Origin of the sequence: Vibrio sp. A2-1 (assembly GCF_021728355.1) — a bacterium.
Classification (GTDB): Bacteria; Pseudomonadota; Gammaproteobacteria; order Enterobacterales; family Vibrionaceae; genus Vibrio; species Vibrio splendidus_K.
The window spans coordinates 99,269-117,387 of record NZ_JAKKCO010000009.1; the positions used below are offsets into that span (position 1 = coordinate 99,269).

The 18,119-nt window shown below is 43.6% G+C and carries 17 protein-coding genes and 1 other RNA gene; 11 read left to right on the plus strand and 7 right to left on the minus strand.

Annotated elements, in window-relative coordinates; all coding sequences use genetic code 11:
* Positions 1-223 precede the first annotated feature (223 nt).
* From L3V33_RS20475 to smpB, 3 genes are all read right to left on the minus strand, one after another.
* Complete coding sequence (locus L3V33_RS20475) at positions 224-1,438, minus strand: integrase domain-containing protein (protein ID WP_108193214.1); 1,215 nt, start codon at positions 1,436-1,438, stop codon at positions 224-226.
* Positions 1,439-1,624: 186 nt separating this feature from the next.
* Positions 1,625-1,991, minus strand: a transfer-messenger RNA (tmRNA) gene (gene ssrA, locus L3V33_RS20480).
* Positions 1,992-2,057: 66 nt separating this feature from the next.
* Entirely contained in the window at positions 2,058-2,543 is a 486-nt protein-coding gene (gene smpB, locus L3V33_RS20485) for an SsrA-binding protein SmpB (protein ID WP_004735156.1), read from the minus strand.
* A gap of 119 nt (positions 2,544-2,662) precedes the next feature.
* Between smpB and L3V33_RS20490 the strand changes: the two genes are divergently transcribed.
* Positions 2,663-3,091, plus strand: coding sequence for an SRPBCC family protein (locus L3V33_RS20490; protein WP_004735157.1), 429 nt, complete (start codon positions 2,663-2,665; stop codon positions 3,089-3,091).
* Between the two features lie 3 nt (positions 3,092-3,094).
* On the plus strand, positions 3,095-3,406 hold the full coding sequence (locus tag L3V33_RS20495; RefSeq protein WP_004735158.1) for an RnfH family protein: 312 nt from the start codon (positions 3,095-3,097) through the stop codon (positions 3,404-3,406).
* Positions 3,407-3,606: 200 nt separating this feature from the next.
* On the opposite strand, the gene bamE is transcribed toward L3V33_RS20495, so the two are convergent.
* The 3 genes from bamE to nadK form a co-directional block, all read right to left on the minus strand.
* Positions 3,607-3,966, minus strand: coding sequence for an outer membrane protein assembly factor BamE (gene bamE / locus L3V33_RS20500; RefSeq protein WP_004735159.1), 360 nt, complete (start codon positions 3,964-3,966; stop codon positions 3,607-3,609).
* Between the two features lie 167 nt (positions 3,967-4,133).
* The gene (recN, locus tag L3V33_RS20505) at positions 4,134-5,798 is read right to left on the minus strand and encodes a DNA repair protein RecN (protein ID WP_054548067.1); all 1,665 of its coding nucleotides are present in this window, start codon (positions 5,796-5,798) and stop codon (positions 4,134-4,136) included.
* Positions 5,799-6,078: 280 nt separating this feature from the next.
* Complete coding sequence (gene nadK / locus L3V33_RS20510; RefSeq protein ID WP_004735161.1) at positions 6,079-6,963, minus strand: NAD(+) kinase; 885 nt, start codon at positions 6,961-6,963, stop codon at positions 6,079-6,081.
* A gap of 143 nt (positions 6,964-7,106) precedes the next feature.
* On the opposite strand from nadK, the gene grpE reads away from it, so the two are divergent.
* The 5 genes from grpE (at position 7,107) to dnaJ (ending at position 14,365) form a co-directional block, all read left to right on the plus strand.
* Positions 7,107-7,688: a nucleotide exchange factor GrpE gene (grpE, locus tag L3V33_RS20515; protein WP_017059864.1), complete on the plus strand. Its 582-nt coding sequence runs from the start codon at positions 7,107-7,109 to the stop codon at positions 7,686-7,688.
* Positions 7,689-8,080: 392 nt separating this feature from the next.
* Positions 8,081-9,355 (plus strand): dicarboxylate/amino acid:cation symporter, encoded by a 1,275-nt coding sequence (locus L3V33_RS20520; RefSeq protein WP_004735163.1) that lies wholly within the window; start codon positions 8,081-8,083, stop codon positions 9,353-9,355.
* 256 nt (positions 9,356-9,611) lie between these two features.
* A complete protein-coding gene (locus tag L3V33_RS20525; RefSeq protein ID WP_054548066.1) occupies positions 9,612-10,649 on the plus strand; it encodes a polysaccharide lyase family 7 protein in 1,038 nt (345 codons plus the stop codon).
* Positions 10,650-11,022: 373 nt separating this feature from the next.
* Positions 11,023-12,936 (plus strand): molecular chaperone DnaK, encoded by a 1,914-nt coding sequence (gene dnaK, locus L3V33_RS20530; protein WP_004735165.1) that lies wholly within the window; start codon positions 11,023-11,025, stop codon positions 12,934-12,936.
* A gap of 283 nt (positions 12,937-13,219) precedes the next feature.
* Complete coding sequence (gene dnaJ / locus L3V33_RS20535) at positions 13,220-14,365, plus strand: molecular chaperone DnaJ (RefSeq protein ID WP_004735166.1); 1,146 nt, start codon at positions 13,220-13,222, stop codon at positions 14,363-14,365.
* 137 nt (positions 14,366-14,502) lie between these two features.
* On the opposite strand, the gene L3V33_RS20540 is transcribed toward dnaJ, so the two are convergent.
* Positions 14,503-14,934 (minus strand): type IV pilin protein, encoded by a 432-nt coding sequence (locus L3V33_RS20540; protein WP_054548065.1) that lies wholly within the window; start codon positions 14,932-14,934, stop codon positions 14,503-14,505.
* Positions 14,935-15,036: 102 nt separating this feature from the next.
* Here L3V33_RS20540 and L3V33_RS20545 point away from each other — a divergent pair, with 102 nt between their 5' ends.
* Genes L3V33_RS20545 through L3V33_RS20560 form a run of 4 tightly spaced genes read left to right on the plus strand, consistent with a single transcriptional unit; the run spans position 15,037 to position 17,932 of the window.
* Positions 15,037-15,543: a GspH/FimT family pseudopilin gene (locus L3V33_RS20545; RefSeq protein WP_237291112.1), complete on the plus strand. Its 507-nt coding sequence runs from the start codon at positions 15,037-15,039 to the stop codon at positions 15,541-15,543.
* A complete protein-coding gene (locus tag L3V33_RS20550) occupies positions 15,524-16,156 on the plus strand; it encodes a hypothetical protein (RefSeq protein ID WP_004735169.1) in 633 nt (210 codons plus the stop codon). The genes L3V33_RS20545 and L3V33_RS20550 overlap by 20 nt, the downstream gene beginning before the upstream one ends.
* Positions 16,153-17,493: a hypothetical protein gene (locus L3V33_RS20555; RefSeq protein WP_054548063.1), complete on the plus strand. Its 1,341-nt coding sequence runs from the start codon at positions 16,153-16,155 to the stop codon at positions 17,491-17,493. The genes L3V33_RS20550 and L3V33_RS20555 overlap by 4 nt, the downstream gene beginning before the upstream one ends.
* Positions 17,483-17,932: a prepilin-type N-terminal cleavage/methylation domain-containing protein gene (locus L3V33_RS20560; RefSeq protein ID WP_017079902.1), complete on the plus strand. Its 450-nt coding sequence runs from the start codon at positions 17,483-17,485 to the stop codon at positions 17,930-17,932. Before L3V33_RS20555 ends, L3V33_RS20560 begins: the two co-directional genes overlap by 11 nt.
* Positions 17,933-18,119 lie beyond the last annotated feature (187 nt).

Sequence of the window (18,119 nt, forward strand, 5' to 3'; positions counted from 1 at the left end):
GGTTTGTTATATGGATCACGTTTTTTAGCCAATTTGCGAGTATCAGTTTCTACTTGGGTTGGTTAGCAAAGAAAGAAAGATTGATTGCTCTTGTTCGTGATCGTTTAATCAATTAACGGAGTCTAACTCTGCTCTCTTACTCCTTGGTAAGTTCGATGACTTAGCGTCTCTTCGCTGTTTAGAAGTAACTAAAGTTACGATGATTGTAGTATTTCAAACTGCGCTAGCTCAGCGGAATACCTGTTCGAGTAGCATCAACAATATGCTTACTCCACCAAGTCATAAGATCTCTTCTACGTTCTAGGTAATCTGTTCGGCTGTATGCACGATGTGTTTTGGTACCAATAAGGTGAGCGAGTGCTGATTCAATTAAAATGTAGTCGTGTCCAGCTTCATTCAGCGTTGAGCTAGCTATAGAGCGTAAACCATGGGAAACTAACCGACCTCCAAACCCCATGCGTTTTAGAGCCATATTAGCTGTTTGACTATGCATTGGTTTTTTTGGATCTGTTGCCGACGGAAAAACATATTCGCTATTTACTCTCATCGAGCTCATCGCATTTAATAGAACGATGACTTCGTCCGTTAGAGGTATTCGGTGTTCTTTGCGTTTTTTCATCCTTTCTGCAGGTATTGTCCAAACTCGATTTTCTAAATCGAATTCTGACCACTTGGCTCCAGCAGCTTCGTTTGGTCTGGTCATTGTATGTAGTTGAAACTTGATCAGGCATCGTGTAGAACGCTTGATACTTGCTTCAGTTAAAGTTGCCATTAATTCGGGTAATTCGTGTGGCTCTAGTGCTTTCAAATGCTCTTGTTGAGGCTTTTTAAAAGTAGCAAAAACATTGCTTATTGGATTGGCGTTAATTAAGCCACTGTGCATAGCGTAAAGCATGACTTCATTTAGCCGTTGAGATAATCGTTTGAGTGTTTCTAAAGAGCCTTTGGCTTCGACAACCTTTAGAGTTTGAATTACAGTCTGAGCTGTAACCATAGAGATAGGTTGTGGGCCCAAAGAAGGAAAAACATGTAGCTCAAGTGAACGCCAGATATCTTTCGCATAATCTTCGGTAACTGTTGATTTCTTTTGTTCCATCCACTGCTGTGAAACATTGAATAGCGTGTGCTTATATATAGCGTCGGCTTTTTCCTTTGCTTCTTTTTTGTGGTGTTTTGGATCAATGTCTAGTGCTATTAGCTCACGGTGGCCTTCTGTTATTTTCCGTGCATTAGCTATCGATAGATCTGGGTACTTGCCTAAGGTTATATTGCTGCGTTTCCCTGTCGCTGGACTCTTGTATACAAAACGCCAAGATTTAGTTCCATTTGGCATTATTCTAAGCTGTAAGCCTCGTCCATCACTGAGCAATTTTTCTTTGCCAGTTGGTTTTGTGCTTTTGACTTTTTTTTCTGTCAGTTGAACTGCTGGTCTTGCCATTTTTAAACCTATTTAGTACCCGAAATATCTTGGATGAGAGTATAGGGTAACTGGACGGGTACTAAAAACGTGAGCAGATATGAGACGCGATGAGACGCGATGAGACAGAAAAGTGAGTTAAGTGATTGAATTTTTGATGTTTTAGGTACAAAAAAGGCCACCCGAAGGTGGCCTTTTCCAAACGTTTGGTGGAGCTGGCGGGAGTTGAACCCGCGTCCAAAAATCATTCATCATTGGTACTACATGCTTAGTCGATCTTTAATTTCACCAGCAACCTGCGAACCGACACGCTAGTTAAAGGCTAACCTGAATTGTTATTCGCGCTTTTCCTCTCAGGTGGGAGAATCCGCGCTAGCTAGTTTGGGTTTGATCTCTTATTGGTCCCCGTCTTACGAGCGGAAGCTAGGGTAAGAGAGCTCTGAGCAGGTTATTAAGCTGCTAGTGCGTAGTTTTCGTCGTTTGCGACTATTTTTTTGCGGCTTTTAACGTGGCCAACCGCCCCACGGCATGCACCTCAGACTTCAAAATTCCTGTCGAATCCTAAATCAGCCCCAAGTGTTATTTGCATAGTACCAGAAAAGCTTTGCCTGTCTAGCACTGTGCGTTTAAGTGCTTAAAATTAACGCAAATTACTCTTCATAATTCGTGCTTTATCTCTCGCCCAATCTTTTTCTTTCATATCAGTACGTTTATCGTGCAGCTTTTTACCTTTCGCTACGCCAACTTTAATCTTCGCCCAAGAGCGAGACCAGTAAAGTGCGGTTGCGACAAGTGTCATGCCTTCACGGTTAATACGACCGATAAGGTTGTCGAGCTCTTTTCTCGACATAAGTAATTTACGGATACGTGTTGGGTTCGCCACGATATGAGTACTCGCCTGAGTGAGCGGAGTAATCGTCATACCACTGATGAATGCTTCGCCATCTCGGATGTATACGTAGCTTTCTGCGATATTGGTTTTGCCTTCACGTAGGGATTTTACTTCCCAGCCTTGTAGCTCAAGCCCCGCTTCTATCTCATCATCGATGAAATATTCGTGGCGAGCTTTCTTATTAAGCGCAATGGTATTGCTACCGGCTTTTGATTTTGATTTATTCTTTGCCATAATGGCCTCATTATACGGATTGCACCCTAGTTGGGGAATCCTTTTTATTTGCGCTCTGGCCCAATACAATTAAAATTGCAGTTTGTGTTAATGTAACGCTGTCTTTAACAGGAGTCTATATGCCAAAGGTTACTCGTTCAGCATTAGTGTCGTTTAGTGCCGACCAGATGTTCAGCTTGGTCAATGATGTTGCTCGTTATCATGAGTTTTTGCCAGGGTGTTCTGGTTCACGTGTGATCGAATCTTCAGATTCAACTATGGTGGCTTCGGTTGATGTCTCTAAAGCGGGTATCAGCAAAACATTCACTACCTCTAACCGTTTAGCGGATGGTGCTGAGATCTTGATGGAGCTGGTGGACGGTCCGTTCAAAAAGCTGCAGGGCGGTTGGTATTTTACTCCACTCGATGAGCAAGCGTGTAAGGTTGAACTTAAGTTGGAGTTTGAATTCTCTAGTCGAATGATTGAAATGGCATTTGGTAAGGTTTTCAATGAGCTGACGAGCAATATGGTCAGTGCTTTTACTCAACGTGCGAAACAGGTTTATTAAGCCATGACTATTGAATCGGATATGATCCACGTAGAGGTTGTGTTTGCGCTTCCGCACGAGCAGCGTGTGTTTACCTTGGTGGTGAACAAAAACGCGACTGTGGAAGAGATTATTGCGCAGTCTGGTGTTTTGGAACTGTACCCAGAAATCGACTTAGCGAAAAATAAGGTTGGCGTGTTTAGCCGCAACGTTAAGCTTGATGCGACGGTTCGCGATAAAGATCGTATCGAAATCTACCGAGCACTGTTAGCTGATCCAAAAGAGATTCGCCGTAAGCGTGCTGAGCAAGCGAAAGCAGCAGCTGCTAAATCGTAATGCTAAACAAGTTTGATTAAGAAGGGAGCTCGCTATATTGGCGAGCTTTTTTGTGCTTGCTGGTTAGACAACGCAGCTAATTTGTTAGCAGATATTAAAAAGCCTGCTCGTGTTAGCAGGCTTTTGCGATTCTTGCTTTGTCGACTGATAGCTTTGTCGACCGATAGCTTTGTCGACGGGAAAGCTTCGTTGGTTGAAAGCTAGCGAAGGCTTTCGAAGAACTCATCACTGGCTTCAAAATCACCGTTGATCGTTACTAGAGTACCTGTGGCATCAAAGTTAACGACTAGGTTTTTCTGAATAGGGTCTTCATGGCCTTTTTGGTGGTGGTAAATGTAATACCACGTATCTGGGTAGCCGTTTTCGATAAGCATTGGTGAGCCCATAACGTAACGAACTTGTGTTTTTGTCATGCCAAACTTGAGCTGATCGACAGCTTCTTGTTCAACATAGTTACCCTGATTGATGTCAATTCGATAAACCAACTTCTCTAGTAGAGAGCAACCGGTCAACATTGTTAGTGCAAGTGGAACTGCAACTAACCACTTTTTAATTCGCATAGTTTGAGATCTTTCTTCGCTAAAATACTGCCTGATAATAAACAAGCTCCAGCAAGAAGTAAAAAGCTCCTTGCGCTTTGAGCTTGTTATGACTGGCAATTTTGAATTAAGTTGCAAAATTGCCAAGAATTTTCGGTAAATTATCAGAAAGTTGCCGAATATGTAACCTAAGCTGCGATTAATAACTCTTTTGCATTGGCAAGTGTCGATTCGGTAATTTGGCTGCCACCAAGCAGTCGAGCAAGCTCTGAAACGCGTTGTTGTTCATCAAGCGTGTGCATTTGGGTCTCGGTTTTACCTGATTTCGTGTTCTTCGCAACAAACAGCTGTTGGTGACCGCAACCGGCAACTTGAGGTAAGTGAGTCACACACATCACCTGCGTAGATTCGCCCAGCTTACGTAGCATTTTCCCGACAACCGCAGCCGTTGGCCCACTGATACCCACATCGACTTCATCGAAAATCAGGCTTGGTGTATCCACTTTTTGCGCTGTAATCACCTGAATCGCTAGTGAGATTCGTGATAACTCACCACCAGAAGCCACTTTAGCAATTGGCTGCATTGGTTGGCCTGGGTTGGTCGAAACAATGAAGGTCACGTTATCCATACCCAATGGGGAAGGGTGCGTGTTGGTGTTGTTCACTTCAATGGCAAACTGCGCTTTTTCCATGCTCAGTTCGTGCATGCTTTGCGTGATCAGTTTGTTGAGCTCTTTTGCATAACGAGTTCGAGATTTATGAAGCTTCTCTGATTTGGCAACGAACGACTGGTATTGGTTCTCGACATCATTGGCCAATTCATCGAGTTTTTCATCCGAGCAATCAAGTGCTTCAACCTGTTGTAATAAGTCTTGATGGTGCTTGTAAAGCTCTTCTGGTAACACGTGGTGCTTACGAGACATCGACATCACTTTAGAGAAACGCTCTTCAACGTAAGCCATACGACCCGGATCGACATCAATGCTGTCTAGGTAGGTTCTTAATTCGTTATTGGTCTCTTCAATCTGAATAATGGCTTCAGACAATAAGCTCGGCAATTCAGCCAATCTTTCATCAAGCTCAGCTAACTGAATTAGGGAGTTATTGGCCGATTGCAGAATACCAAGCGCATTAACTTCTTCGCCTTCATAAATAAGCTCGATAGCTTGCTGACAGGTTGTGGCCAGTTCTCCGCTATTGGAGAGGCGCTTATGCTCTTGTTCGAGGTCTTCATATTCTTCCTCCCCAATAGACAGCTCATTTAACTCTTTGATTTGGTATTCAAGAAGTTGTTTTTGAGCTTGATTTTGCTGGCTATTTTCACGTAACTCTTTCAAGTGGTTATCGGCTTGTCGCCAGGCTTGGTAAGCATTACGTGTCGATTTCAACAGGTTCAAGTGGCCTGCGTATTGATCAAGCATGGCCATTTGGTAATCGCTCTTCATCAATTGATGGTGCGCGTGTTGACCGTGAATGTTGATCAACAGCTGCCCAAGCGATTTCAATTGTGAAAGAGGGACAGGACTGCCGTTAATGAATGCGCGAGAACGACCTTCTTTTGAGATGGTTCTGCGCAAGATGCATTCACCGCCATCAAGCAGCTCGTTGTCTTCTAACCAGCGGGTAGCGTGTAGATTGTTCTCAAGTAAAAAAGCAGCACTGACTTCGGTTTTTTCTTCACCTTGTCGAACCATTCCCGCATCTGATCTTCCTCCAAGACATAAGCCTAAAGCATCGATAGCGATAGATTTACCCGCCCCCGTTTCTCCGGTGATTGTTGTCATGCCTTTAGAGAGTTCTAGCTGTAAAGACTTAACAATAGCGAAATTATTAACACTTAGATGAGCCAGCATTTTTATTTACCTGTATAACTGAACAATACTGTATATAAGCTCAGTATATACTGTTTCTTTATACAGTAAAGTCGGCAGGTGAAAATTTTTTGTGACCGTTATCAGAATTGAGGTTGTTCGTAGATCACTGAAACCGCTATAGATTCCCAACCCAGTCGTTCCTCCCTCTTGGGAATGACGGTGTGGTGGATTGGCGTAAAGGTAGAGGCGGTGGGCTTTTAATCGGCAATAAAAAAGGCTGACGAATGTCGTCAGCCTTTTAAAATAGTTCGCTTTTCACTTAGAACAGCTTACTCGACCAGCCTAGTTTGTTACGTAGAACATGGTAGTAATTGTAGTCTTTAGGGTGGATTAGCTTGAGCACATTTGGGCTTTGGTAAATGTGGATCTCATCGCCAGGAGAAACCGGTAGCGAGATTTGACCATCGCAGCTGACTTCCTGTGTACCGCGGTTATCAGGCGATACGATAAGCTTGATTCGACGCTTGCCATCCACCACCAGTGGGCGGCTTGAAAGGGTGTGCGGGAACATTGGCACTAATGAAATTGCATTCAGGCTAGATGACAAGATAGGGCCGCCGCCAGAAAGCGAATAAGCGGTAGAACCTGTCGGTGTTGAGACGATCAAGCCATCAGAGCGCTGTGAGAAGGCGAAGCTGTCATCGATATACACTTCGAACTCGATCATGTGCGCGACTTGGCCGGGGTGCAGTACAGCCTCATTAAGGGCTGCATTGTGGCTTTTTATCTGGCCGTGACGATGAATTTCAGTTTCAAGTAAGAAGCGCTCTTCTTCCATGAACTCTCCCTTAAGCACATCAGTCAGCGCGCTCTGGAAGTTTTCAGGGTTGAGATCGGTTAGGAAACCAAGATTACCTCGGTTAACACCTATCACTGAAATGTCGAAACGTGACAAAATTCTAGCGGCACCGAGCATATTTCCATCACCACCCACAACAATTGCGAGATCGGCACGTTTACCCAATTCAATCAGGCTAGAAAAATGTTCTTGTGGGATATCGTCCAAAATGCTGGAGAGCCTATCATCAACAAACACTTGATAACCCTCAGTACTTAACCACTGATAGAGCTCTCTATGAGTCTGAATTGCTTGCTGATCTCGAGGTTTACCAATAATTGCGATGACTTCAAATGGCTTTTTCATAACGTTTCCAAACGAATTAGGCTTGAATCAAAATTCTTCATCCCCATAATAAAGGCAAGTTGAACGTCTATGCGAGTGTTTTATATCAATTTGAGGCGCAAACACGCCTGTCACTGGCATTGAAAACGAATTCTGGAGATATCATGAGCAACGAAGAAAACAAAGTAACCGAAGAAGAGCTAGATCAGATCATTGCTGAAGCTGAGAAAGTTGAAGAAGCTGAACTGAATGAAGACGCGGCTGATGAGCAGGAATCAAAAATTGCTCAACTAGAAGCCGCACTGCTTTCTAGTGAGTCTAAAGTGAAAGAGCAGCAAGATTCTGTTCTTCGCGCAAAGGCTGAAGTTGAGAATATGCGTCGTCGTACTGAGCAAGAAGTGGATAAAGCACGTAAATACGCGCTAAACAAATTCGCTGAAGGCCTACTACCTGTTATCGATAACCTAGAGCGTGCAGTACAAGCTGCAGATGCTGAGAACGAAGCGGTTAAGCCGATTCTTGAAGGTGTTGAGCTAACTCACAAAACGTTCGTAGATACAGTGGCTAAATTTGGTCTTACAGAGATCAACCCTGAAGGTGAAGCATTCAACCCTGAATTCCACCAAGCAATGTCGATTCAAGAAAGCCCAGACCACGAGTCAAACACTGTGATGTTTGTTATGCAGAAAGGCTACGAGCTTAACGGCCGTGTTATTCGCCCTGCAATGGTAATGGTTGCTAAGTAATTGAGTAGCCGCTTGCTAAGCAGTTGATTATTGCAGTTGCGAAGTAAGACAATAGCGGCGACAAAACAATTCACTGGTTAACGTGAAATGAAAAGAGAGGCATATGCCTCTCTTTTTTTATGCCTGTAACTTGAGAGTCCACGTGAATAGTCACCAAAATCGCATTAAGAATGCCGTTCTTTTTATTTTATCCAGAACAGTGATTTAGAGTTTTATATTATGAAACTGGTTGTTAATGAAGAAATGTTTTGATGTCACACTTGTAATGTTTTTGTAAATAAATGCTTTTAATTGTTACCTTTGTATGTAAAATCCACTGCAATATAGCGATTTGGGTCGCATATATAACTATAAAAGTACAATTTTTAAACACAACAAACTGGAGAAGAACGATGGACAAATCGCTCTCAAGTAAGATTTTTGTAGGCTTGTTTGCCGGCCTTATTATTGGTACTGCTATTCAGTACCTATTCAGCGGCATTGCTATTTTTGATACGTACCTACTCGGCGCTGCTGAAGGTGCTGGTGGTATGTTCGTATCACTTATCAAGTTGCTTGTAGTACCTCTTGTATACGTATCTATTGTTTGCGGTATCGTTGAGCTAAAAGATATTCGTTCATTCGGTCGTCTTGGTGGTAAAACCTTTGGTCTTTACATTATTAACACCATCATCGCGATTTCTGCAGCGCTAACGATTGGTCTTATTTTCCAACCGGGTGCTGGTGCGAATCTAGCGGGTACAGTTTCTGAGACAATTGCGCTTACAACAACTGAAACGCCAGATATCTTCTCTCTTGTTGTTAATATCGTTCCTAGCAACCCTGTAGAAGCATTTGCAAGTGGAGACATGCTACAAATCATCTTCATGGCTATTCTGACTGGTCTTGCTATCCAAGCTCTTGATTCTCGTGGTGGCCCAGCTATCAAGACATTCAAGATGGCTAACGAGATCATGATGAAGCTTATCGGCCTAGTAATGAGCCTTGCGCCATACGGTGTATTTGCTCTGATGATTCAACTGGGTGCAACACTTGATGCAAACACGCTAATGTCAGTTGCTGGCTATGTAGCGCTTGTTGTAGCGATGCTTGTGTTCTGGATCTTCTTCTTCTACCCAATGATGGTTGGTTCATTCACTGGTATTTCTCCAAAGCAGTTCCTACGTGCAACTCGTGAGCAAATCCTTTTCTCACTATCGACTGCAAGTTCGAACGCGACGATTCCAGTAACAATGCGTACTCTGACGGACAAACTGAACGTATCTAAGTCAGTGGCAGGTTTCGGTGTACCACTAGGTGCAACAATGAACATGTCTGGTGTATCTATCTACATCGCACTAGCAACTATGTTCGTAGCAAACGCATTCGGTCAGCCAATCAACACTGCTGATATCTTTACTCTAGGTCTAACTATCTTGCTACTGTCTATCGGTGCTGGTGGTGTTCCTGGTGGTGGTGTGGTTATGGTCGGTGTTCTATTGCACCAACTAGGTTTGCCACCAGAAGGTCTAGCGATTGTTGCTGCTGTTGACCGTATCTGTGACATGTTCTGTACTTCTTCTAACGTTGTTGGTGATACTGCGGTTAACACTATCGTAGCGAAATCTGAAAACGAAATCGGCGTTGAAGCTAACGAAGAAGCTGAGCTAAAGAAAGCAGAAGCATAATTCTTAATTAAGATTAGATAATTAGAAGCCCCGCTCAATGAGAGCGGGGCTTTTTTGTTTCTGATGATAAGTGCTTTGGGCTATCTGATAACTTAGCTAAAAAGATCTTTGATTGGTGTTAAGTCTCATTTTTTCTTTTTACTCGTGCCGAATTGGCCATCAGTTTTCAATCTTTAATATAGATCACATATAATAATACAATATTATTTTATTGTTCTGGCAACCTACATTATGACGACATAAAGGAAACCCAATAATGAAGCTGTCTTACCTTAGCCTACTGACTGCCAGCCTTTTAGCCGCTCCCGCTCTTGCTTCTAATCACGATATTGGTCAACAGTTCAATCTTGACCCTGCAAAAGCACCAGCACAAAACTTCGATTTATCTAAATGGAAAATTAACTTACCGGAGCTGACGACTGAAGGGTCTAGAAAAGGTAAAACGCTGGAGATTGGAAAAAAGGAACTGTCGAATGTAGACACGCCTTACGTTCACCCTAAATGGTTCTACACGGATGCTGAATCTGGTGCGATGGTGTTTGTGGCTCCGAATACAGCTCCAACGACGCCAAACAGTAAAAACACGCGTAGTGAGCTAAGAGCGATGCTAGCGGATAGCTACTCTGCGCCGAGCAACAACTTCGCGATTTCAAGCCATAAGAACGCGGAAGAGTTTGGCTCTATCGGTGGGCAGATGACGGCAACACTTTCTGTTGATCAGGTGAGCACCAGCGGTAACTATAAGAAAACCGGTGCATTCTCTGTGGTTATTGGTCAAATCCATGGGTCGGATAATGAACCTCTGAAAATTGTTTACCGTAAACTACCGGAGCATGAGCATGGTTCGTTAACGTGGAACTATGAATTAAACCCGCCGACAGAGATGAAAAATGCGAAGGATGAAAACGGTAAGAAGCTTCGTAAAGACATTCGCCATGATGTATTTGGTCAATACAATCTGAAAAAGGGCAGCTCTGATCCTACTGATGGTATCAAGCTAGGTGAAGTGTTCTCATATGATGTGAATATCAAAGATAACATCATGCACTTAACCTTTACTAAAAATCTAAACTCAGCCGATCCTATTGTGAAGACCTATGATGTTGACTTGGCCAAGGGCAAATATCAGGGACACGATATCGATCTTGGTTACGGTCAAGACTGGATGTACTTCAAAGCGGGTGCGTATAACCAGTGTAATACTAAGAAGTCGAGTTCTGCCTGTGAGTGGCGTGGTATGGAAGCGGGTGACTACACCCAAGCAAGCTTCTACCAGTTAGTTCTTAATCAATAATATTGCCGAATCAATAACGGTTCGACTCGCTGTTAGTTGAAAAAAGACCTTCCATATGAAGGTCTTTTTTTATGCGAGATAGAATAGGGAGACATTTTATTTATGAAGATGAACGCGTGAATATGTCAACTTTCGAGCCTTAAGCAGTAAGGGGTAAGCCACTTTTTACCTTTAAGTAGAAAGATAGGGGGAAAAACAGATTTTTTTTACCTATTTCCCTTGAAAATTAGTTTGCAGCCCTTATCTATGGTGCATACGAAAGCAAAATACATTTGCATTTAAATTTTGTGTATTAGGGTTGAATCCCTGATTACTACCCCCCACATAGTGGGTATAGCAAAAAACTAAATAGAATTTATTCGGAGAAAGCCTGATGGGTCGAATCATTGGTATTGATTTAGGTACTACTAACTCTTGTGTTGCTGTTCTTGACGGTGACAAACCACGCGTATTAGAAAATGCTGAAGGCGAACGCACAACAGCATCGGTAATCGCATACACTGAAGGCGAGACGCTAGTTGGTCAACCTGCGAAACGTCAAGCAGTTACTAACCCTCAAAACACGCTATACGCGATTAAGCGTCTAATCGGTCGTCGTTTTGAAGATGAAGAAGTTCAACGCGATATCGAAATCATGCCTTTTAACATTGTTAAAGCTGATAACGGTGATGCATGGGTTGAAGCGCAAGGCCAAAAAATGGCTGCTCCTCAAGTATCTGCTGAAGTTCTTAAGAAAATGAAGAAAACAGCTGAAGACTTCCTAGGCGAAGAAGTAACTGGCGCAGTTGTAACTGTTCCTGCTTACTTCAACGATGCTCAACGTCAAGCAACGAAAGATGCTGGCCGTATCGCTGGTCTAGATGTTAAACGTATCATCAACGAACCTACTGCTGCTGCTCTGGCTTACGGCCTAGACAAGCAAGGTGGTGATCGCACTATCGCTGTATACGACCTTGGTGGTGGTACATTCGATATCTCTATCATCGAGATCGATGAAGTAGAAGGCGAGAAGACTTTCGAAGTTCTTTCAACTAACGGTGACACTCACCTTGGTGGTGAAGATTTCGATAACCGCATGATCAACTACCTAGTAGATGAGTTCAAGAAAGAGCAAGGTATCAACCTTAAATCTGATCCACTAGCAATGCAGCGTGTTAAAGAAGCAGCAGAAAAAGCGAAAATCGAGCTTTCTTCTACTACTCAAACTGACGTAAACCTACCTTACGTTACTGCTGATGCGACTGGTCCTAAGCACATGAACATCAAAGTGACTCGTGCGAAGCTTGAGTCTCTAGTTGAAGACCTAGTTCAACGCTCTCTTGAGCCACTAAAAGTTGCTCTAGCAGATGCTGATCTATCTGTAGGCGAAATCACTGACGTTATCCTAGTTGGTGGTCAAACTCGTATGCCTATGGTTCAAGCTAAAGTAACTGAATTCTTCGGTAAAGAGCCACGTAAAGACGTGAACCCTGACGAAGCTGTTGCAATGGGTGCTGCTGTTCAAGGTGGTGTACTAGCTGGTGAAGTTAAAGACGTTCTTCTTCTAGACGTTACTCCTCTATCTTTCGGTATCGAAACGATGGGCGGCGTAATGACTAAGCTTATCGAGAAAAACACAACTATCCCTACTAAAGCGGATCAAGTGTTCTCTACAGCTGAAGACAACCAAAGCGCAGTAACTATCCACGTTCTTCAAGGTGAACGTAAGCAAGCGACTTACAACAAGTCTCTTGGTCAGTTCAACCTAGAAGGTATCCAACCAGCACCACGTGGCATGCCACAAGTTGAAGTAACATTCGACCTAGATGCTGATGGTATCCTGAACGTATCTGCTAAAGATAAAGCAACGGGTAAAGAGCAGAAGATCACTATCCAAGCATCAGGCGGTTTGTCTGAGGAAGAGATCGAAGCAATGGTTCAAGAAGCAGAAGCTAACAAAGAAGCTGACAAAAAGTTCGAAGAGCTAGTAACTGCACGTAACCAAGCTGACCAAATGATTCACGGCACTAAGAAGCAAGTAGAAGAAGCTGGTGAAGCTCTACCTGCAGACGAGAAAGCTAAAATCGAAGCAGCTATCGAAGCTCTAGAATCAGTTAAGTCTGGTGACGACAAAGAAGCTATCGACGCTAAAGTTCAAGAACTTATGCAAGCAGCTCAAAAGCTAATGGAAATTGCTCAACAGAAAGCTCAAGCTGAACAAGCTGGTGCTGACGCTGGTGAACAACCTAAGCAAGATGACGACGTTGTTGATGCTGAGTTTGAAGAAGTTAAAGAAGACAAAAAATAATTTCGTCGCAGAGTAGCCTGATTTCGTTGTCGGAAGTGCTCACCTACTAACGTAGGCTCCGCGCTTCCACTTAGGACTCAAGCTATCTGCTTAGAAATTTGTCTCAAAGACTTATTATTGCGGGCGTCAGAGGTAACTCTCACGCCCGTAAATTTGTATTTAGACTTGTCGATCTAGATAATAGCTTTATTCGGCATTTCAGCCGGCAGAACTTTTATCTAGATTGATACACAGACTACTGAAGTGATCATTCGGTAGTAGCAATTATTTGGTGACCTAGAACATGTCAAAACGTGATTTTTACGAAGTATTAGGCGTAAGCCGCGATGCATCAGAGCGCGATATTAAAAAAGCGTACAAACGCTTAGCGATGAAATTCCACCCGGACCGTAATCAGGGTGATGACAGCGCAGCAGACAAATTTAAAGAAGTAAAAGTAGCGTACGAGATCCTAACCGATTCTCAAAAGAAAGCAGCTTACGACCAATACGGCCACGCAGCTTTTGAACAAGGTGGCATGGGTGGCGGCGGTTACGGCGGCGGTGGCCAAGGTGACTTCGGCGATATCTTCGGTGATGTGTTTGGCGATATCTTTGGCGGCGGTCGTCGCGGTGGTGGTCAAGCGCGTGCACAACGTGGTTCTGATTTGCGTTACAACATGGAGCTTTCTCTAGAAGAAGCCGTTCGTGGTGTATCTAAAGAAATCGAAGTACCAACTCTTGTAGAGTGTGATATTTGTGACGGTAGCGGCGCGAAAGCGGGTTCTTCTGCACAAACGTGTGGTACTTGTCATGGCCACGGCCAGGTACAAATGCGCCAAGGTTTCTTTGCGGTTCAACAGACTTGTCCTACTTGTAACGGTAAAGGCAAGATCATCAAAGACCCATGTAACTCATGTCATGGCCAAGGTCGCAAACAGAAAACGAAAACGCTTAACGTTAAGATCCCAGCAGGTGTTGATACTGGTGATCGCATTCGTCTATCTGGCGAAGGCGAAGCAGGGGAGCACGGCGCTCCAGCTGGCGACTTGTACGTACAAGTACACGTAAAAGAGCACAACATCTTTGAGCGTGACGGCAATAACCTTTACTGTGAAGTGCCAGTAAGCTTCTCTATGGCTGCTTTAGGTGGTGAAGTTGAAGTTCCAACACTAGATGGCCGTGTAAACCTTAAAGTGCCAGAAGAAACACAAACGGGCCGTATGTTCCGTATGCGTGGCAAAGGCGTGAAAGGCGTTCGTGGCGGCGGTGTGGGTGACCTAATCGTTAAACTAGTGGTTGAAACACCGGTTAAGCTAAGCTCTCGCCAGAAAGAACTACTGCGTGAATTCGAAGAAACATGTTGTGGTGAAGCGGCAAGCAAGCACAAGCCAAAGTCTGAAGGTTTCTTCAGCGGTGTTAAAAACTTCTTCGATGACCTAACTAAGTAATTGATAGTGATTTGAAATTTTTAAAGCCTGCTAGTGTGCAGGCTTTTTTGTATCTGTAGATCAGAGAAAAGAAGACCAGAGAAGAAAGAGTCGAGATTTCTCAGATAAATTATCGAGCCCTTTGGTGGTTGTTCTTGTTACTTCCAACACGCTTCTGGCTCTGAAACACCCGAGTGGTGTAATTCCAATATATCGGTATTCGAGTCTAAACATTCATCATTCACTTGCTGTGAAAGTGGTTCTGCTTGAATGGCATAGGTTGTACTACTCGCCGAAATTGCTAACGTGTATCGGCTGGTGTCGGTACCGCAAAACAAACATGTCCCTCCGGAAATAATATTCTCCGCTGCGGATGCATAGTTCCCCGTGTACAGCGTCTCTATTTCCAGTTGAATCTTGGTCATGTCGGCCATTGCAGTGACTCGATGCGCTTTGATTACATGGTTTGTATAACTTGGATAGGCAATGGCGCCGAGTATCCCCACGATGGCGACAGCGATCAATAATTCGATCAATGTCATCCCTCTAATGCTTAAGTTGTTGTTGTTGCATATATTTCTTCGAATCATCGCGAGTAGTTTCCTTTAATATCTCTGCCTATTTTTCTCCGGTGGTAGCATCGGCGCAAGATTAAATACGGTTACGAGCGGTATTACATAGGAAATTGGGAAATGACTCGCGGGTTTACTTTATTAGAGCTTTTAATCACGGTGTCGGTGTTATCGATACTGATAGCGACGGCTGCCCCGAGTTTTAGTTCAGTAACGCAAACTGTGAAGATGCAGCGATTGGCTAGCGAGTTGAATGGTTTCCTTATTCAGGCCAAGTCAGAGTCAGTAAAAAGGAATCAAGATCTTTGGGTTCATTTCTCGATGGAAAAGAATGAAGTGCAATCAACTGGAGATTGGACTGTTTGGTTAAAACCAACCGAAGATCTCTCCGGCGAAACGCTGGTGATGCTATCGGGTCAACCGTTTCGAGATGTCTCGTTTTCTCATAACTACACAGGCGCAAGAATTAGCTTTGAGAGTGTGAGAGGAAGGCCAGCAAGAGGGACGATTTACCTTTCTCCTAATACAGCTTCAACCGATCGGATGTTGATCAAATTATCCAGCCCGCCGGGGCGAGTTAAGGTGTGCGGTGAATCGAGTGCACAGTATGGCTATGATGCCTGTTAAATCGACAGCGGTAGCTCCTAGCAAGCAGCAAGGCACATCATTAATTGAGTTAATGGTGGCGTCTGTGATTGGTGTGTTCGCGATTTCGATTATCGGTAGTGTCTTTATAACAGGGCAGAGAATAGCCAAAGACAAAGGCATTGAATTATTGCTGCTACAAAACCTAACAAGCACGATGCAGGTGATGAAGGAGGATATCCAACGGGCGGGCTACGATGGCTCTAATGGTTACTCAATCAAGCTGTCTGGAGCGAGTAACACCATCCAAGTGAGTGGCGGTGTTGCCGTTGGGTTTGTCTATTTCAGAGAGGGCTCGAACGGAAACAAAGATAATCGAAATATCGTTTATCGGAAAGATGGAACCAAGCTACAAATTTGTGAGAAGGGCACCACTGTATCTGAGGCGATTCCTACTTTTAATCAGGTTACTGGATGTTACTCACTTTTCGATGACAGCCTGATCGAGGTAGACGCATTCAGCGTTGATGCTCAGTTATTAGAGCAGAACTCTATTAAAACCACGCTTACCGATATCAGCATTACGGCTTCAATTCCAACCGCAGGTGTTACCAAATCGGTTTCGGTTTCCGTTAAACAAAGGAACTGGCAATGATGGTGTTTAGAAAGCAACACGGCGTGGTGACCTTATTGATCACATCGGTGCTTTTAATTGGTGCTTTAGTGGTGACATTAGGTACGTATCGCAGTGTATTCCATCAAATTAAAGTAGCTCAAAATGAGGTGCAAGGAAGGCAAAATCACTGGCGTTCAGAAGGTGGTTTAGAGTGTACTTATTCCTATCTACGTGAGCTCGATAAAGCCATTTTAGATATCAAAGACGCGAGTGCACGCCCTGCCGACTTTTCTGATTGGTGTTCTCCATATGACAACGCCCCCCAAATTGAGGTTTCGGATAGTGCGAGTTCCATTGCTTATATTGTTGCATCTACAACCGATACACAGCTGCTATCTAAAACCATTCGTGAGAGCTCTCAGTTAGGAAGTGGGGCGATTCAATCAACAGGGCCGATTGAGATCATCGGTACATTGAGCCTGAAGCCTACAGTTAAAGAAGAACCGATTAGTGGTAATGAATATGAATGCGTGAGTGTTACTTTTGCCGACCTTTTTACTTACCAATACGATTCAACACATGGTGATTCAGGACAAACGTTAGGCTTAGAAGTGCTTGACCCAAGTGCGGATGGTCCGTTTTCTGGTTTTGATGGCGTGTGTGATAGCGACTATAAGACGGAGATCCCTAAAGGCAGTTCGGGAAGTAGTTATTCAATCTATGCGCCTGATTCCTATCAAGGAACGAATCCGCTTCCCTTCAAAAAAGATTTTAATCCTGATCCTAATATGAACCCGTTTTATACCTTTTTTGGTATCGCTAAAACGGATCAAAATATTGTCGACTTATCTCAAGACACTGACCTTTTTAAGCACGTACAGATACTGAATGCGACAGAGTGTGGCACCGAAATCATGGACCATTTTACTCCTGGGCAAACCAAGGGATTGTGGGTTGAGGGAAATTGCTATATCAATTCAGCGGTTGCCGCCGCCAACAATCAATCTCAACTTCTAGTGATTCAAGATGGTGTGCTCGCGTTAAATGGTGCCATGACTTACAACGGTGTGATTTATCATTTGGTCGATTATCAAAAGAGTCATGTTAAAACTCGTATAGATGACTTCTGGGAAGCGCTTGTTACTCCTAATGTATTTGCACCTTTTATCAAAGACATCGATGACGCTACCGTCCTGAAAAATAGTGTCGGGATTCAATTTGCTTCTGGTTTACCTTCAGGTGGCCTTATCTTCGATTCGCCACTTGGGGTGACAACGATTGTGGGTGATATGGATTTGGATTTTCGTTCAGAGTCTAATCCGAGTGATCCGCCTTCTATTTATCAATGGAAGCGAGGATCATGGAATGATTTCTAAACACTCAGGTTTTAGCCTGATAGAGGTTCTTATCTCTTTTCTATTGATCGGTGTAGCTTCTTTAGGGTTGGTTAAGCTGCAAGTTTATGCGGAACAAAAGTCGGACTTTGCGCTTCACAGTGTAGAGGCACTTCACTTTGCTGAAAGGCAAATGGAATATTATCGAACGCGAGTCTCGGATGTGAGTGGGGCAGTAGGGCTTATTCCTTTTTCGCAACTCAATCAAGCGAACTATTGTCTCAATACGGCAAGCTCAGATCCTTTATCCGGTTTGTCGGACTCTGGATATGCGATGACTTGTGAGGTGGAGAATGCTGCTGGCGCTTTGTCGGGGGCGTTAAAAAGCATTACTGTTTCCGTTGCATGGCAAGATCGTATGAACCGTTCGCAAAGCATTTACCTCGAGACTATGCTCTCCAAATACAGTGAATTTGATTGATCTATTAAGCAAACGTTTACTGCATGCCAAGGCCTACGCATCACCTTTACTGATAGTTTTCACTCCTCGGACATTGTTTACGTGCCAGTTAAAACTCTGTATATGGAATGGTGTTTTTTGTGTTTTTATATTGTTGCTGTTGTACAGTATTTTTGCAAAATATGTCTCCATTTATGGAAAATGATGT